The 14,305-nt window shown below is 67.9% G+C and carries 17 protein-coding genes; all 17 read right to left on the bottom strand.

Annotation, left to right across the window (positions count from 1 at the left end; genetic code table 11):
• Positions 1-3 precede the first annotated feature (3 nt).
• The gene (kdpA, locus tag AC07Y4_RS17075) at positions 4-1,803 is read right to left on the bottom strand and encodes a potassium-transporting ATPase subunit KdpA (RefSeq protein WP_487847475.1); all 1,800 of its coding nucleotides are present in this window, start codon (positions 1,801-1,803) and stop codon (positions 4-6) included.
• 1 nt (position 1,804) lies between these two features.
• Positions 1,805-1,903 carry a K(+)-transporting ATPase subunit F gene (gene kdpF / locus AC07Y4_RS17070; RefSeq protein WP_056576794.1) on the bottom strand — a complete coding sequence of 33 codons (99 nt, stop codon included), beginning with the start codon at positions 1,901-1,903 and terminating at the stop codon, positions 1,805-1,807.
• Positions 1,900-2,040, bottom strand: coding sequence for a hypothetical protein (locus tag AC07Y4_RS17065; RefSeq protein WP_167395072.1), 141 nt, complete (start codon positions 2,038-2,040; stop codon positions 1,900-1,902). The genes kdpF and AC07Y4_RS17065 overlap by 4 nt, the downstream gene beginning before the upstream one ends.
• 213 nt (positions 2,041-2,253) lie before the next feature.
• Positions 2,254-2,904 carry a hypothetical protein gene (locus AC07Y4_RS17060; RefSeq protein ID WP_487847476.1) on the bottom strand — a complete coding sequence of 217 codons (651 nt, stop codon included), beginning with the start codon at positions 2,902-2,904 and terminating at the stop codon, positions 2,254-2,256.
• Positions 2,905-3,090: 186 nt separating this feature from the next.
• On the bottom strand, positions 3,091-3,438 hold the full coding sequence (locus AC07Y4_RS17055; protein WP_487847477.1) for a hypothetical protein: 348 nt from the start codon (positions 3,436-3,438) through the stop codon (positions 3,091-3,093).
• An 8-nt stretch (positions 3,439-3,446) separates the two neighbouring features.
• Positions 3,447-4,442 (bottom strand): DUF3829 domain-containing protein, encoded by a 996-nt coding sequence (locus tag AC07Y4_RS17050; RefSeq protein ID WP_495274833.1) that lies wholly within the window; start codon positions 4,440-4,442, stop codon positions 3,447-3,449.
• 184 nt (positions 4,443-4,626) lie between these two features.
• On the bottom strand, positions 4,627-5,742 hold the full coding sequence (locus tag AC07Y4_RS17045; protein WP_487847479.1) for a YeeE/YedE family protein: 1,116 nt from the start codon (positions 5,740-5,742) through the stop codon (positions 4,627-4,629).
• A gap of 42 nt (positions 5,743-5,784) precedes the next feature.
• Positions 5,785-7,509 (bottom strand): thiosulfohydrolase SoxB, encoded by a 1,725-nt coding sequence (soxB, locus tag AC07Y4_RS17040; protein WP_369645514.1) that lies wholly within the window; start codon positions 7,507-7,509, stop codon positions 5,785-5,787.
• A gap of 19 nt (positions 7,510-7,528) precedes the next feature.
• Positions 7,529-8,182 carry a sulfur oxidation c-type cytochrome SoxX gene (gene soxX / locus AC07Y4_RS17035; protein WP_095747116.1) on the bottom strand — a complete coding sequence of 218 codons (654 nt, stop codon included), beginning with the start codon at positions 8,180-8,182 and terminating at the stop codon, positions 7,529-7,531.
• A gap of 13 nt (positions 8,183-8,195) precedes the next feature.
• A complete protein-coding gene (soxA, locus tag AC07Y4_RS17030) occupies positions 8,196-8,999 on the bottom strand; it encodes a sulfur oxidation c-type cytochrome SoxA (RefSeq protein ID WP_095747117.1) in 804 nt (267 codons plus the stop codon).
• A 67-nt stretch (positions 9,000-9,066) separates the two neighbouring features.
• Entirely contained in the window at positions 9,067-9,378 is a 312-nt protein-coding gene (soxZ, locus tag AC07Y4_RS17025) for a thiosulfate oxidation carrier complex protein SoxZ (protein ID WP_172438442.1), read from the bottom strand.
• A 46-nt stretch (positions 9,379-9,424) separates the two neighbouring features.
• Positions 9,425-9,883, bottom strand: a complete 459-nt coding sequence (soxY, locus tag AC07Y4_RS17020; protein WP_056576806.1) for a thiosulfate oxidation carrier protein SoxY — start codon at positions 9,881-9,883, stop codon at positions 9,425-9,427.
• A 19-nt stretch (positions 9,884-9,902) separates the two neighbouring features.
• Positions 9,903-10,949, bottom strand: a complete 1,047-nt coding sequence (locus tag AC07Y4_RS17015) for a c-type cytochrome (protein ID WP_095747118.1) — start codon at positions 10,947-10,949, stop codon at positions 9,903-9,905.
• Complete coding sequence (gene soxC, locus AC07Y4_RS17010; protein ID WP_095747119.1) at positions 10,933-12,297, bottom strand: sulfite dehydrogenase; 1,365 nt, start codon at positions 12,295-12,297, stop codon at positions 10,933-10,935. The genes AC07Y4_RS17015 and soxC overlap by 17 nt, the downstream gene beginning before the upstream one ends.
• Positions 12,298-12,316: 19 nt before the next feature.
• Positions 12,317-12,634, bottom strand: coding sequence for a c-type cytochrome (locus AC07Y4_RS17005; RefSeq protein ID WP_062473853.1), 318 nt, complete (start codon positions 12,632-12,634; stop codon positions 12,317-12,319).
• 144 nt (positions 12,635-12,778) lie between these two features.
• Complete coding sequence (locus AC07Y4_RS17000) at positions 12,779-13,249, bottom strand: thioredoxin fold domain-containing protein (protein WP_487847480.1); 471 nt, start codon at positions 13,247-13,249, stop codon at positions 12,779-12,781.
• A complete protein-coding gene (locus tag AC07Y4_RS16995; protein ID WP_487847481.1) occupies positions 13,246-14,205 on the bottom strand; it encodes an MBL fold metallo-hydrolase in 960 nt (319 codons plus the stop codon). Before AC07Y4_RS16995 ends, AC07Y4_RS17000 begins: the two co-directional genes overlap by 4 nt.
• Positions 14,206-14,305 lie beyond the last annotated feature (100 nt).

The raw sequence follows: 14,305 nt of genomic DNA, 5'->3' as shown, positions 1-14,305 counted from the left end.
TTCTTATTTCCAGAGCACGAGGTGTTCGACGATCGGGCCCAAGGCCAGCGCCGGCACGTAGTTGAGCAGGCCGACCAGCAGCACGGTGCCGATCAACAGGAAGACGAACAGCGGGCCGTGCGTGGGCAGCGTGCCGCTGGTGACGGGCAGGCGCTTCTTGGCGGCCAGCGCGCCGGCAATGGCGAGCACCGGCACGATCATCGCGAAGCGCCCGAGCCACATCGCCAGGCCGAGCAGGCCGTTGTAGAACGGTGTGTTGGCCGACAGGCCCGCGAAGGCGCTGCCGTTGTTGTTGGCGGCCGAGGTCAGCGCGTACAGCACCTCCGAGAAGCCATGCGCGCCGGGGTTGGCAATGCCGACCTTGCCCGCGCCCGCACTCACCGCCAGCGCCGTGCCCGCCAGCACCAGCACCGGCGTGACCAAGATGGCGATGGAGATCAGCTTCATCTCGCGCACCTCGATCTTCTTGCCGAGGTACTCGGGCGTGCGCCCGATCATCAGGCCCGCGATGAACACCGCGAGCATGGCGAACACCAGCATGCCGTACAGGCCGCTGCCGACGCCGCCAAAGACGACCTCGCCCAGCTGCATCAGCACCATGGGGACCATGCCGCCGATGGGGGTGAGCGAGTCGTGCATGGCGTTCACCGCGCCGCACGAAGCGGCGGTGGTCACGGCGGCGAAGAGGGCCGAGGCGTCGATGCCGAAGCGCACTTCCTTGCCTTCCATGTTGCCGCCGCTTTGCAGCGCGCTGGCCACCTGGTCCACGCCCAGCGGGCCCAGCAGCGGGTTGCCGGCCTGCTCGGCGGGCGTGACGGCCAGCACGGCCACCACGAACAGCACCGTCATCGCCGCGAGCACGGCCCAGCCCTGGCGCAGGTCGCCGACCACGCGGCCGAAGGCGAAGCACAGCGCCGCCGGGATCAGGAAGATCGCCAGCATCTCCAGCAGGTTGCTGAACGCGGTCGGGTTCTCGTAGGGGTGCGCCGAGTTGGCGTTGAAGAAGCCGCCGCCGTTGGTGCCGAGCATCTTGATCGCTTCCTGCGAAGCGACCGGGCCCATGGCCAGCGTCTGCGTGGGGGTGGTGGCGTCTTCCATCGCAGGGGCGCCCTTGTCGTCCTTCAGCGGCTGGCCGTCGGGGCCGTTCTTCGGTTGCTGGAAGGCCGTGGCTTCGATCGTCTGCACGCTCTTGTAGGCATCGAAGTTCTGGATCACGCCCTGCCCCGCCAGGCACAACGCGAGCACGAACGAGATCGGCAGCAACACCCACAGCGTGACGCGCGTCACGTCGGCCCAGAAGTTGCCGACCAGGCCCTTGCCGTCGCCGCGGCGCGCAAAGCCGCGCACCAATGCGAAGGCCACCGCGATGCCGGTGGCGGCGGACAAAAAGTTCTGCACCGCCAACCCGAGCATCTGCGTGAGGTAGCTCATGGTCGACTCGCCGCCGTAGCCCTGCCAGTTGGTGTTGGCGACGAAGCTCACCGCCGTGTTGAAGGCCGAGTCGGGCGACACCGCGCCCATGCCGGCCGGATTGAACGGCAGGCCGCCCTGCAGGCGCTGCAGGGCATAGAGAAAGATCGCACCGATGGCGTTGAACGCCAGCAGCGCCAGCGCATAGCGCAGCCAGTGCATCGACTGCTCGGGCTGCGTGCCCGCGAGCCGGTACAGCGGCGCTTCGACGCGCTGCATCCAGCGCGGCACGCGCTCGGCGCACAGCGCGGCCAGCAGCTTGCCCAGCGGCCAGGCCAGCACCAGCAGCGCGCCAAGAAAAAGGGCCAGCAAGACCCAGGCCGAGGTTTCCATGTCAGAACTCCTCGGCGCAGATCAGCGCGAACACCAGGTACGCGAACAGGACCACGGCGACCAGCGCGCCGAAGCCGTACAGGACTTCGAGGCCGATCACGATGCATCCCCCGGCGTGCGCGTTGCATCAACGCCCGCGTGCGGCTTCTGCGGCCCTTCGAGCCGGTTCAGCCCGACGACCATGGCCGCCACCACGACCCACAGCGCCAGCAAGGCGCCCATCCAGACGATGTCCATTCATCACTCCTGCAAACAAGATGAAAGGAGTCTCGGCAGGCGTGCGTAAAACCGGGGGAAAGAGTGAGTAGGGGCCCGTAAAGAAAGCGTAAAAACGCCGGCAACGCAGAGGGTGAGGCCCGCCTGATGCGTCGCGTCGAATGCCTCGGCGAGTTCCAGCAAGGGGCCGGGCCCATTCAAACAGCCGAGGCTGTTGCCGATGGCGCGGCCCTGTCAGTCCACCTGCCGGGGATACCCGATCTCGGCGATGTCATTTTCGAGCGACGCCATGTCGAGGTCAGGATTGAATCGCCGGACCAGCGCATCGCTGAGCGGTTGGTGCCGATAGATCGCCTCGACATCGCCCAGGTCGAGGTCGCGTTCGTAGTAGTCAGCCGCGAATTCGACGTACTGCTCGGGCCGGCCGGCGAGGATGCCAAGCAGCTCGGCGGAGCCATCCGGATCCGCCCCCGGCGGAAGCTCGACCGGGCCGCAAGTCCAGCGTTCTTCATGGCTCAGGCGCCAGAGACAGAAGGTGCTGTCGCTGGTTGTGAACGCCGGCTCTTCCAGCAGGTTGGCGTGGAACTCCGCCGGCAGTCGTTCGAAGATTCCGGGCCATGGCGTCCCCGGCCGGAATGCCGGAGCCTCGTGCGCAAGCCCGTGGAGCGCGGCGCCGGCCTGGCAGAAGATGGCAAACCAATGATCGCCCGAACCATTGCGCATCGATGCCATCGCCGCCTCATCCGACCACGCGGCGTTGAACGCGTAGTACCGGTACTCCCACTCCGGCGAGAGCATGGCGTCGAGCATTGCAAGAGACTGGGTCAGTCGCTTCAACGTCGGAATGTCTGGAAGCGCCTTCAGGTTTCTCGTCGAGAGGGTCATGCGGGGGCGAAGTTGGTGGGGATGTACGCGCATGCTATCTGCCGATCGGGTCGGGTGCATGCCTGGCGCCCGGACGCTACAGCGCACAGATTCACTTCCGCTACACCCCGGACGGAGGCCCTGTCCATGACATCTACGACCCGGTGGTCATGGACGTGGAGCGCTGATTCCGGGCGAGTGACAGGCTCAGTGCGCCATCCACCGCCCGTCATCACGCCGGCTGAGGAAGTAGCCGGCGCGGCCGACGCCCGGGTCGTCGATTGATTTCTCGTTGACGATGTCCATCTCGGCGCGCGCGATCAGCCAGGTGCCGCCCTGCTTGCCGTTGGACCATTGGAAGCGGTGGAAGCGCGCGTCGGAGCCGATGTAGAAGGTGTGCTGCAGCGGCGACGCGCCGTAGTTGCGGAACGCGGTGACGGGAATCTGCTGCGTCTCGCGGGCGCTGCCGCATCCCGCCAACCCCGTCGCAACGAGAAGCGCCGCGACCGCAAGGGCCGCGACGCTGCCGCGCGAAAGAACCCGCGCGGTGCCCATGGCCCGGGTCAGCGGCCGAAGCCGCGGTTGTACGAACCCACGGCGGAGTTGTAGTAGCTCACGATGTTCTTGTACGTCGACGGGAACTTGCTGTCCTTGAACGTGCGCCATTGGCCGATCATGTTCAGCAGGCTGCCGTGCAGCGACTCGTAGTTGTAGTTGGGCGCCTTGCCTGCTTCCCCCTTGGCCTTGGCTGCGGCCTTGGCCTCTTCCAGCGCCTTGGAGAGGTCTTCCAGCGAAGCCTGCAACTCGGTGGCCGCCGCATCGACCTTGGCGACGGCGTCCTTGTTCTTCAGGCCGTCGATCTGGTCGAGGCCGTTGACGAACTTCTTGGCCACCGCCATCGAGGCCAGCGTGTGGTAGTTGAGCATGTCGCCCTCGGCCTTGAGCTTGGCCATGCGTTCGGTGCGCGACGCCTCCTGCACGCGGTCCAGCTCGCTGCCCAGCGTGTCGATGCTGGCCAGCAGGCCCTTGAAGGCGGCGTTCATGTCGGCGTCGGCCGCGCGGCCCTTGACCCACTTGTCTTCGAGAAAGCTCTTGGACCGGTAGTACGGGTCCATCGGCGTCCAGACGGCGACGAGCTTCTCGCCCGTGGCCACCACGCCGTCGACGGCCGCGTCGAGCGCCGCGTCGCCCGAACCGTCGGCGCGTGCCTTCTTCAGGTCGTCCACGATGGACTGCACATCGGAAGGGCTGCCATAGAACGAGTTCCCGCTCGGCGACTTGCCGTTCACGTTCATCTGCACGTAGCTCTTGTACTTGGCACCCACGCTGCGGTTGTCGTCGATGAGCCGGTTGTAGCCCTGGCTGTAGGTGGTGCGGGCCGCGGCCTGCACGCGGGCCGGGTCCTTGGCGGGCTGGGTCTTGCCCGATGCGGACGGCGATGGCGAGGCTGCCGCCGGCGTCGGCTTGTTGTCTTCCTTGCAGGCCGCGAGCACGGCACAGAAGCAAAGGCTCAAGGCAAACAGGCGCGTGCGCGCCGATCGGTTGTTGTGCGCAGTCATGGCGCTCTCCCTCGGTTGTGGTTGTTCGGTGCCGCGCCCGTCGATGAAGGCCATCGTTCGCAGCGGCATCAGGTGCGGAAAATGATAGCCAGCGCCACCGCGCCCGATCGTCGCGAACGCGCGAAAAACGCCCCGCGCACCGAACTAAATTGTGAGGATTCGCTTCAAGGCATGCCCTGAAAAATCAGAGCGTGCGTTCGAGCTGCCAGGCTTGGTACTTCAGGCTTACCACCGCACCGATCACGATGCCCGCGATGGCCGGCAGGCTCGCGATGCTCAACGTCGACAGCGCACTCAGGCCCTGCCCGATGGTGCAGCCCATGGCCGTGACGCCGCCGATGCCCATGAGCACCGCGCCCGTCGCGTGGTGCGCGAGGTCGCCGGTGCCGGCGAAGCCTTCCCAGCGGAATTCGCGCGACCACAGCGCATGCAGCGCGGCGCCCACCACCACGCCGGCGACCGACACGATGCCCAGCGTGAGCCGTTTGTTGACGTCGCTGTAGAACATGAGCCAGTCGAGCGCGTAGGCCACCGGCGTCACGAAGCTCAGCGCTTCGGCGCGGCCGGAGTTGGTGGCGAGGAACACGTGCTCGAGCGTGAGCGGATGCTCCTCGACCACCGCCCAGTGGCCGCTGAGCCACCATGCACCGACGACCAGCGCGCCGATCAGCATGCCGCCGACGAGGCTGCGCACGTCGCGCGTCTCGCGGCCCCATGCGGCCCACACGAGCAGCGCGCCGCCGAGCACCAGGCCGAGCGCCAGGCGCAGCGAGGCCGCGTTCAATTGGAAAGACGCGGCCAGCACATCGGGTAGCGAGGCATTCATCGCCAGGTCGATGTGCACCGCATCGACGGTCGCGACGCGCAGCACCGCGGTGATGCCCTTCAGCGTGGCGAAGGCCGACACGCCCATGAGCACCAGCACCACCAGCGCCTTGAGGCTGCCGCCGCCCAGGCGCACCAGCGTCTTGTTGCCGCAGCCCGAGGACAGCACCATGCCCACGCCGAACAGCAGGCCGCCGACGAGCGCGGCGAGCCAGAGGATCTGGTGCGAGGCGTAGAGCGTGCGGTCGGCATCGACGAGCCCCGCGAACACGAGCGCCGAGAAGCCGATGAGCGCGACGCCGCCGGCCGCGGCCCACTGCTTCACGCGCGTCCAGTCGCCCAGCGCCACCACGTCGCTGATCGCGCCCATGGTGCAAAAGCGCGTGGCACGCGCGACGGCGCCGAACACCGCCGACAGCACGAAGGCCGCCACGAGCGCGAGCGTGGTGAGAAGGGAAAGCTGCGCGATGGACATGCCCCGATTCTAGGGAGCGACCCCGCGCGTGCGGGGCCCCATTCAGCCCAGGCCGGGGTTCGGCGCGATGTTCTTCAGCACGGGTTCGTCGAGCCGGCGCGTGGTCACCACCTTGCGCGACTTCAGCCACGGCTCGATGACCTCCCACACCGGCTTGTTGCCGGCGGTGCGCGCCTCTTCGCTCACGGGCGCCCAGCCCGCGACCTTGTAGCTGCGATTGGCGTCGATGGGCTTGCCGCCCAGGCGCATGTCCTGGATGCGCTGGCCCATGGCGGCGGTCGGGTCGCAGGTGTATTGCAGCCCGCCCACGCGCACCATGTCGCCGCCCTGCTGGTAGTAGGGGTCGGGGTTGAAGAGGTTGTCGCAGACGTCTTCGAGCACGGTCTTGAGCGTCTCGCCGGTCATCTGCGTCACCGTCGCGTACGAGTACGTGGTGGCCGTCATGTCCATCAGCCACTCGCGCGTGATCGCCTGGCCGGGCAGCAGCGAGGTGCCCCAGCGGAAGCCGGGCGAGAAGGCGATGGGCGCGTCCTGCACTTCCATGAGCGCGTCGAGCAGCAGCTGGTCGCCGGTGCCGTTGAAGTTGCCGCGCCGGTACAGCGCGCCGTCGGTGTGCGCGAGGGTTTCCGCCAGCTTGGCTTCGTAGGGCGCGCGCACGCGGGTGATGAGCGCGTCCATCTCCTTGTCGGCCGGGATCAGGTCGGAGAACACGGGCAGCAGGCGGTAGCGGAAGTCGCTCACCTTCTTGCCCTTGACGTCGAAGTCGATCACGCCGAGGAACTTGCCGTTGGAGCCGCCGTTGACCACGATGGTCTTGCCGCCCGCGTTGCTCACCAGCGTGGGCATGGGCGTGCCGTCGTGCGTGTGGCCGCCCAAGATGGCGTCGATGCCGGTGACGCGGCTGGCCATCTTGAGGTCGACGTCCATGCCGTTGTGCGACAGCACCACCACCACCTGCGCGCCCTTGCCGCGCGCCTCGTTCACCACGCGCTGCAGGTTGTCGTCCTGGATGCCGAAGGTCCAGTCAGCCACCATGTAGCGCGGGTTGGCGATGGGCGTGTAGGGGAAGGCCTGGCCGATGATGGCGCAGGGCACGCCGTTGATCTCGCGCATCACATACGGCTTGAACACCGGGTCGCCGAAGTCGGCGGTCTTGACGTTCTGCGCCACGAACTCGACCTTGCCCGCAAAGTCCTTCTCGATGATCTGCTGCACCCGCGCCATGCCGTAGGTGAACTCCCAGTGCCCGGTCATCACGTCGACGCCGAGCAGCTTGCAGGCGTCGACCATGTCCTGCGCGTCGGTCCACAGCGAGGTGGCCGAGCCCTGCCAGGTGTCGCCGCCGTCGAGCAGCAGCGCGCCGGGGCGGCTGGCCTTGAGCTGTTTCACCAGCGTGGCCAGGTGCGCGAAGCCGCCGACCTTGCCGTAGCGCTGCGCGGCCTTGTCGAAGTCGAGGTAGGTGAGCGCATGCGCCATGCGCGTGCCGGGCTTCACGCCCGCAGCCTTCAGCAAATGTTCGCCGACGAGGTGCGGCACCTTGCCGCGCATGTTCCCCACGCCGATGTTGACCCCCGGTTCGCGGAAGTACAGCGGCTTGAGCTGCGCATGGCAGTCGGTCATGTGCAGCATCGACACGTTGCCGAAGGCCGGCACGGTGTACATGCCGTCGAGGCCGGCGGCCATGCTGCTGCCGTGGCGGCCCAGGCCCAGGCCGGCGACAGCGCCGGCACCGAGCATCTGGACGAACTCGCGCTTGGAAAGGTTCATGAAGAGAGAAGCCGGGCGTTCAGCGGTTGACGGGAGACTGGGGGTCGAGCAGCAAGCCCATCACGTCGCGGATCTGCTTCTCGTTGAGGATGCCGGAATGGCCGACGCGCGGCATGTTCGAGCAGGCGTTGTAGGCGCGCGCGTTCCACAGCTTGCCCCAGGTGTATTCGACGATGGGCTTGGACGCGGCGCTGGCCGGGTCGCTCACGCCGCGCAGCTTGCCGTAGTGGTACAAGCTGGGGCCGAGCGTGCCGAAGGAGATTTCTTCCTTCGACATCTGGTGGCAGTTGTAGCAATTGCCGCCGTTGGCGGCATTGGCCGCGTCGGTCCAGGTGAGGCCGCGGCCGTTCTGCGCGATCTTCTCGCCCTCGCGCCAGTCGCCGACAAACTTGCCGTCGGACGGCCAGCGCACGGTCTTCATGTTGGCGGCTTCGATCTCCTTGGTGCGCTGCTCATCGAGCGGCTTGCCGCTGGCCTCGGCTTCGCTGCACGCGAGGTTGGCCGGGTCTTGCACGAGGCGGTCGACCTTGGCGATGCCCTGGTCGCGGAAGGAACGCTGCAGCGCGTCGGCGGTGAGCTTGTCGAGCTCGGCGGCGCTGTCGACGGACGCGCAGCCGAACACGGTGAGCGCGCAGGCCACGGCGGCCAGGCCGAAGAAGTGATCTGATTTCATGGGCGTGGCTCCTTCAGCGCTTGATGGCGGGCGCGGTGGTCTTGCCGCCCTTGCCGTTGACGCCCATGTACACGGCCAGTGCCACGGTCACGTCGCTGGCGTAGCCCGGGTACGGAAAGCGCTGCTGGCGGAAGCAGTCGTTCAGTCGACGCTGCATGCCCCACAGCTCGCCCGACGACACGCGGTACGCCGGCCAGGCGCCGAAGCCTTCACCGGCGCCGGGGTTCTTCGTGAGGTTGGGAAGGTCTTGCAGGCGGATGCGCTTGCCGTCGGCACCGTGGCAGGTGGCGCAGGCAAAGTCGTGCGGGCCGGCGCGCAGGAAGAACAGGCGCTTGCCCACTTCGTAGGCGCGGCGTTCGCTCGCGTGCGACTGCGGCAGGTTCAGCGGCAGGCCTTTCGATTCGGCCGAGATCCATGCCACCAGCCCCTCGAGGTTCTTCTGCTCGCCCTGGCCGAACGGCGTCTTGGCGATGGCGGCGGCGTCGAAGCCCTGCAAGGTTTCCATGCAGGTGAGCAGGCGCGACTCCATGTCCTGCACGCGGCCGGTGTCGGGAAAGTAGCGCGGCAGTTCGGCGAACGCGCCCTTCACCACGCCCGGGCCCTTGCCGAGGTCGCACTTCTCCATCGACGCGCCCTTGGGGCCGCGCTTCTGTTTCCAGAGGTCTTCGCCCTTGGCCTCGAACAGTTCGGCGGGGTTGCCGTCCTGCAGCAGCGCGCGGTACTCGGCGATGCCTTCGGCCGTGGTCTTCTGCGCCGCGGCGGGCAGTGCGATGCTGCCGGCCAGCACCAGCAGGCTCAGGCATGTGGTTGTCCTCATGGGGCCGCCTTTTTTTCTCGTGGGGAACACAACACGCGAGCGAGCGCCCGCGTGGGCGAAGAAAGCGTCAGCTGACGGTGGCTTCGTCGGTGCGGGTGTCGCCGCGGTTGTCCTTCCAGGTCACGGCGATCTTGTCGCCGGCCTTCGCGCCCTTCAGCGTGAACTGCATGAAGGGGTTCTTCGACACCGCCGGGCCCCAGTCGGCCGTGAGCACGGTCTTGCCGTTGAGCGAGGCCGTGACCTCCTGGATGAACCAGGCGGGGATGGTCTTGCCGGCGGCGTCCTTGCGCTGGCCGGTTTCCATTTCGTGCGCCATGAGGATGCGCACGGTCGTCTTGTCGCCCGCGGCCTGGGCGCGGATGCGCATGGGATCTGCCATGGTGGTCTCCTTCTTCTCGTCGTGTTCTGTGTGTGAAGCCCGTCGCTCAGCCGCCGCAGCCGCCGAGCGTGACCTTGACTTCCTTCTTGGCGAAGAGCGCCTTGCCGTCGTTCATGACCGCGATCGCGTACACGTCGGACGACTGGCCCAGCTTGGCGCGCGTGGTGAAGTTCGACTCGACGAACTCCGAGGTGTTGAAGATCGCGACCACGGCGTTGGGGTTCTTCTCGACCAGCAGCATGAGCTGCTTCACGCCGGGCAGCGCGGTGGCCACGCTGAGCGGCACCACGGCGCCGTTCTCGGCGATGTCGGGGCCGGTGATGGTGACGTCCTTGCTCTCGGTGGGCGCGCCGGTGACGCCGACGGCCTTGAGCGCGTCGGCCACGCTCTTGGCGTCGAAGGCGTCTTTCGAATAGGCGAGGGCGGTGGCGGGGAGCCAGCCGGCGGTGGCCGCCAGGCCTGCGAGGGCGGCGGACTGCGTGAGCATCTGTCTGCGGTTTTTCATGGGGTTGTCTCCTGTCGAATCATGGTCCGGCGCTGTCGGCGAGCCAGCGTGCGATGGCCTTGGCATCATCGTCGCCGAGGGTCTGCGGCGGCATCGGGATCGCCCCCCAGACGCCGGTGCTGCCCGCCTTGATCTTCTGCAGCAGGTGGTCGGTCTGGCCGGGGTACTTTTTCGCGATGTCCGAGAAGGCGGGGCCGACGAGCTTTTGCGTCATGCCATGGCAGGCGGTGCAGCTGTTCTTCTCGAGCAGCGCCACGGGCACTTTCGGTGCGGCAGCCGGTGCGCTGGTCTTCACTGCAGCAGCGGGTGCGGCGGTGGCGATGCCGCGCTGCGCACCCACCAGCCGGTTCTGGTCGGCGAGGTTGCCGTGGCTGCCGCGCGCATGCGGCGGCAGTTGCGCGACGGACGACGCCGCCGGCACGCAGTCGCGCATGCAGGCCACGGCCGACACGTCGGGCTTGGCCGCGCGGCCGAACTCGCTGCCGGGCCACATCGCGTGCGCGGTGGTGCCGCCGTTGCGGTTGGGCATGCGGGCCTGCACCTCGCGGATGTTCTTGTCGGACAGCGTGAAGTCGTCGGGCACGATGCCGCCGAGGTTCAGCATGTAGGCGGTGACGGCGTACACGTCGTCGGGCGTCAGCGACTTGGGCTGGTTCCACGGCATGGCGCGGTACACGTAGTCCCACACGGTCGACAGGCTCGTGACCTTCATCAGCGTGGTGCGGCCCGGGAACGCCGGGTCTTTCAGGCGCGCGACGTGGCCGCTCTTGATGTCTTCTGCGGTGGTGCCGCCGACGATAGGGCTGAACACCTGGTTCGATTCGCCGAACACGCCGTGGCAGGAGGCGCACTTGCCTTCCCACAGGTCCTGCCCGCGCGTGACGGAGCCCGAGCCGGGCGGCAGGCCCTTGAAGTCGGGGCGCACGTCGATGTCCCACGCGGCCACTTCCTTGGGCGTGGCGTCGCGGCCGATGCCGGCATAGCCTGCTGTCTTGGGCTGCGCCCATGCGGCTGCACCGCATGCGAGAACGAGCAACAGCAGCGCGCGCTTAGGAAAGCTGGACATTCGCCACCTCCCCGTTCGCCTGCACCTGCCACGACTGGATGGCGTTGTTGTGATAGATCGATCGCGTGCCACGCACCGCGCGCAGCTGCTTGTAGCTGGGCTGCACGTAGCCGGTGTCGTCCATCGCACGGCTCTGGATGATGGCGGGCGTGCCGTCCCACACCCAGTCGATGTTGAAGCGCGTGAGGCACTTCGAGAGCACGGGCGATTCGAGCCGCGCGGTGCGCCAGTTGCGCCCGCCGTCCACGCTCACGTCCACGCGCTTGACCTTGCCGCGGCCCGACCATGCGAGGCCGGTGATGTTGTAGAAGCCCTTGTCGAGCAGCATCTGCCCGCCCGATGGCGTGGTCACGACGCTCTTGCATTCCTGGATGCTGGTGTACTGGCGGTGCTGGCCGTCGGGCATCAGGTCGACGTAGTGCACGGTCTCGTCCTTGGCGCCGTAGGGCTGGTCGCCGAGTTCGATGCGGCGCAGGTACTTGACCCAGCTCACGCCCTGTACGCCCGGCACCACGAGCCGCAGCGGGTAGCCCTGCTCGGGCCGCAGCATCTCGCCGTTCTGGCCGTAGGCCACGAGCACCTCGCCCGAGCGGATGAGGCTCATGGGAATGGTGCGCGTCATCGACGAACCGTCGGCGCCCTCGGCCAGCACGAAGCGCTCGCCCTTGAGGTCGGCGCCCGCCATCTCGAGCAGCGTGATCAGCGGCACGCCAGTGAACTCGCTGCACGACAGCATGCCGTGCGTGTACTGGGCCGTGGGCACGGCGACGTTGCCCCACTCCATGCCGGTGTTGGCGCCGCACTCGATGAAGTGAAAGCGCGACACCGAGGGCAGGCGCATCAGCTCGTCGAGCGTGAAGACCTTCGGCGTCTTCACCATGCCGTTGACCATCAGGCGGTGCTTGGACGGATCGATGTCCCACCAGCCCTGGTGGTGCCGCTCGAAGTGCAGGCCGCTGGGCGTGACGATGCCGAACAGCGACTGCAGCGGCGCGAACGACACCGAGGCCTGCGCGGTCGGCGTGAGCCCCGGGCTCTGGCGGCGCTGCACGTTGGCTTCGTATTTGGAAGGCTTGCCGTAGCCGTCAGTGACGACCGGCTGGCCGAGGCCCGTGCTGTGCGCGGGCAGGTTCAATATCGCGGGGTCGCCGTCGCCCACGGCGGTGCGCGTTTGCGCAAGCGCGGACGACGTGGCCGCCGTGCCTGCAACGGCGGCCGCGAAGGCGTTGCGGATGAAGTCGCGCCGCCCCTTGCCGGCTTCGGCGAAGACGGCGCGCACGCCCTGTGCGTCGAGAAAGTTCTCGGGTGCCTTGCGCACCTGCCCGGTCTGCTGGATGCTGCCGCTCATCGCGTCGCGTCCGTGGGCCTTACTTGGCGCCGCCCAACACCCAGGCGGCCAGCGCCTTGGCATCGGCCTCGCTCATCGCGGGCTGCGCGGGCATGGGCACGGCGCCCCACTTGCCGGTGCTGCCCTTCTGGATGCTCGCGGTGAGCGCGGCGAGCGCGTCGGCCTGGCCGGTGTACTTCTTCGCGACGTCGAGGTAGGCCGGGCCGACCAGCTTCTTGTCGACAGCGTGGCAGGCGAGGCAGGCGTTCTTCTGGGCCAGCTCCTTGTTGGCAAGGGCCGGTGTCGACAGCAGCAAGGCGGTGACAGCAACGGCGAGCGACGGCAACAGCAACTTCAATTCGGTCTCCTCGAAACGCGCCCCGAAGCGGCCGGTTTCATCGTTAAATAAGTAAATCGTTATGTATTGATTTTAGGGACGAACGTGAACAAGGGAAGGGCTTTGCTCTTGGGGGAAACCCGTTCGGTTTCGCCATGCATAACGTCAACTGCGGACGGCGGTGCGCGCTTGCTGCAGGCGTGCGTCGAGGTAGGCGCCGTAGAAGTCCGAGTCGCCGCCGGTCAGGCGCTCGGCGACCTCGCGGCCGTTGCGGCCGAAGAAGAGCACGGTCGGCGCGACGCTGACGTGCCACGCCTTGATGAGCGCGTCGTGCGTGCGCGTGGCGCCGTCGAAGTCGCGCACGGTGCGTTGATCACGAAAGTCGATCTGCACCACGGGCAGGCCCGCAGCGAGTTCGGGCATGAGGTAGTGCTCGCGCGCGATCTTGCAGAAGGGGCAGCCCTGCAGGCTGGCCATGACGACCAGCGGTTGCGCGCGGGCCAGCGCCGCGGCGAGCGCGCCGGCCAGCGAGGCAGGCGCGGGCAACTGCACATCGGCCGCATGCACGGCCACTGGCGCGACGCACCACGCGGCGAGGCCCGCAACGAGCTGCCGGCGCGTGCGCTCGCCGCTCATCGCGCTTCCTGCTCCAGCAGCAGGTAGGTGTTGTAGGCGTTCATGCGGTTGGCCACCTTGAACAGCGGCCAGGCCTCGAAGCGCGACCAGTCGGTGGCGGCGTAGGCCTCGTCGAAGGGCGTCATCTCGGTGGCGGCCTTCTGCATCGCGCCGCGCAGGAAGACGAGGTAGTCGCGCGTCTGCCGCAGGTCTTGCGCCGGGTCGTCCGATGCGGGGCCGTGGCCCGGCACGATGGTGCGTGCGTCGAGCGCGAGCAGCGCGTCGAGCGACGCGATCCAGTGCCGGCTGTCGGCCGAGCCCACGTAGGGCGTGCGGTTGCGGAACACGATGTCGCCGGTGAACAGCACCTTCTGCTGCGGCAGGAAGATGGCCAAGTCTTCGGGCGTGTGCGCGGGGCCGGCGGGCTGGATCACGAAGCGCGTGCCGCCAATCGTCAGTTCGGTGCGCCCGTCGATCCACACATCGGCCGGCACCAGGCGCGTGCGCTCGTCGATCCACGGTGCGAGTTCCTGGCGCGAGGCCTCGAGCCGCAGCCGCGCGGTGTCGGACGTGAGGTAGGTCTTGCCTCGCGCGTGCGCCACGATCTGCGCGCCCAGCGCCTTGAACACCTGCAGGCCGTAGATGTGATCGGCGTGGTAGTGCGTGAGGATGACGTGGCTGATCGGCTTGGGCGTGAGCTTGCGGATCTCTTCCACCATGCGCTCGGCAACGGCGGGCGAGCCGAGCGCGTCGATCATCACGACGCTGTCGCGCGTGACGACGAAGCCGGCGTTGGAGATGAAGTTCTGGTTCTCCTTCGAGCCCAGCGCGGGGATGCCCTGCACGTAGTAGATGTCGGGCGCCACCGGCAGCGGGCGGATCTCGGGGGCGGCGAACGCAGCACTGGCGCTCAGCCAGAGCGCCGCGCACATCAGCAGCGCCTTCGCGCGAACGGCGGTGGGCCGGCACGGGAACATCGTGGGTCGTCTCCTGCGGGCTCGGCGGCGAGGGCCGCGGGCTTGCCCGGCTGTAAATATAAGCAGAAGATGATATTTTGCGGGCAACGACAACAGCCAG

The sequence above is a fragment of the Variovorax sp. GW460-12-1-14-LB1 genome (genome assembly GCF_059423605.1).
This window is presented reverse-complemented; position numbering and strand designations above follow the sequence as displayed.

Excerpts from the sequence above, each read along its gene's own strand:
- soxX (WP_095747116.1), bottom strand. The coding sequence starts at position 8,182 with ATGAAATCAGATCACTTCTTCGGCCTGGCCGCCGTGGCCTGCGCGCTC.
- soxB (WP_369645514.1), bottom strand. The coding sequence starts at position 7,509 with ATGAACCTTTCCAAGCGCGAGTTCGTCCAGATGCTCGGTGCCGGCGCT.
- soxC (WP_095747119.1), bottom strand. The coding sequence starts at position 12,297 with ATGAGCGGCAGCATCCAGCAGACCGGGCAGGTGCGCAAGGCACCCGAG.
- AC07Y4_RS17045 (WP_487847479.1), bottom strand. The coding sequence starts at position 5,742 with ATGTCCATCGCGCAGCTTTCCCTTCTCACCACGCTCGCGCTCGTGGCG.
- AC07Y4_RS17065 (WP_167395072.1), bottom strand. The coding sequence starts at position 2,040 with ATGGACATCGTCTGGATGGGCGCCTTGCTGGCGCTGTGGGTCGTGGTG.
- AC07Y4_RS17015 (WP_095747118.1), bottom strand. The coding sequence starts at position 10,949 with ATGTCCAGCTTTCCTAAGCGCGCGCTGCTGTTGCTCGTTCTCGCATGC.
- AC07Y4_RS17050 (WP_495274833.1), bottom strand. The coding sequence starts at position 4,442 with ATGACTGCGCACAACAACCGATCGGCGCGCACGCGCCTGTTTGCCTTG.
- AC07Y4_RS16995 (WP_487847481.1), bottom strand. The coding sequence starts at position 14,205 with ATGTTCCCGTGCCGGCCCACCGCCGTTCGCGCGAAGGCGCTGCTGATG.
- AC07Y4_RS17060 (WP_487847476.1), bottom strand. The coding sequence starts at position 2,904 with ATGACCCTCTCGACGAGAAACCTGAAGGCGCTTCCAGACATTCCGACG.
- soxZ (WP_172438442.1), bottom strand. The coding sequence starts at position 9,378 with ATGGCAGATCCCATGCGCATCCGCGCCCAGGCCGCGGGCGACAAGACG.
- soxY (WP_056576806.1), bottom strand. The coding sequence starts at position 9,883 with ATGAAAAACCGCAGACAGATGCTCACGCAGTCCGCCGCCCTCGCAGGC.
- AC07Y4_RS17055 (WP_487847477.1), bottom strand. The coding sequence starts at position 3,438 with ATGGGCACCGCGCGGGTTCTTTCGCGCGGCAGCGTCGCGGCCCTTGCG.
- soxA (WP_095747117.1), bottom strand. The coding sequence starts at position 8,999 with ATGAGGACAACCACATGCCTGAGCCTGCTGGTGCTGGCCGGCAGCATC.
- kdpA (WP_487847475.1), bottom strand. The coding sequence starts at position 1,803 with ATGGAAACCTCGGCCTGGGTCTTGCTGGCCCTTTTTCTTGGCGCGCTG.
- AC07Y4_RS17000 (WP_487847480.1), bottom strand. The coding sequence starts at position 13,249 with ATGAGCGGCGAGCGCACGCGCCGGCAGCTCGTTGCGGGCCTCGCCGCG.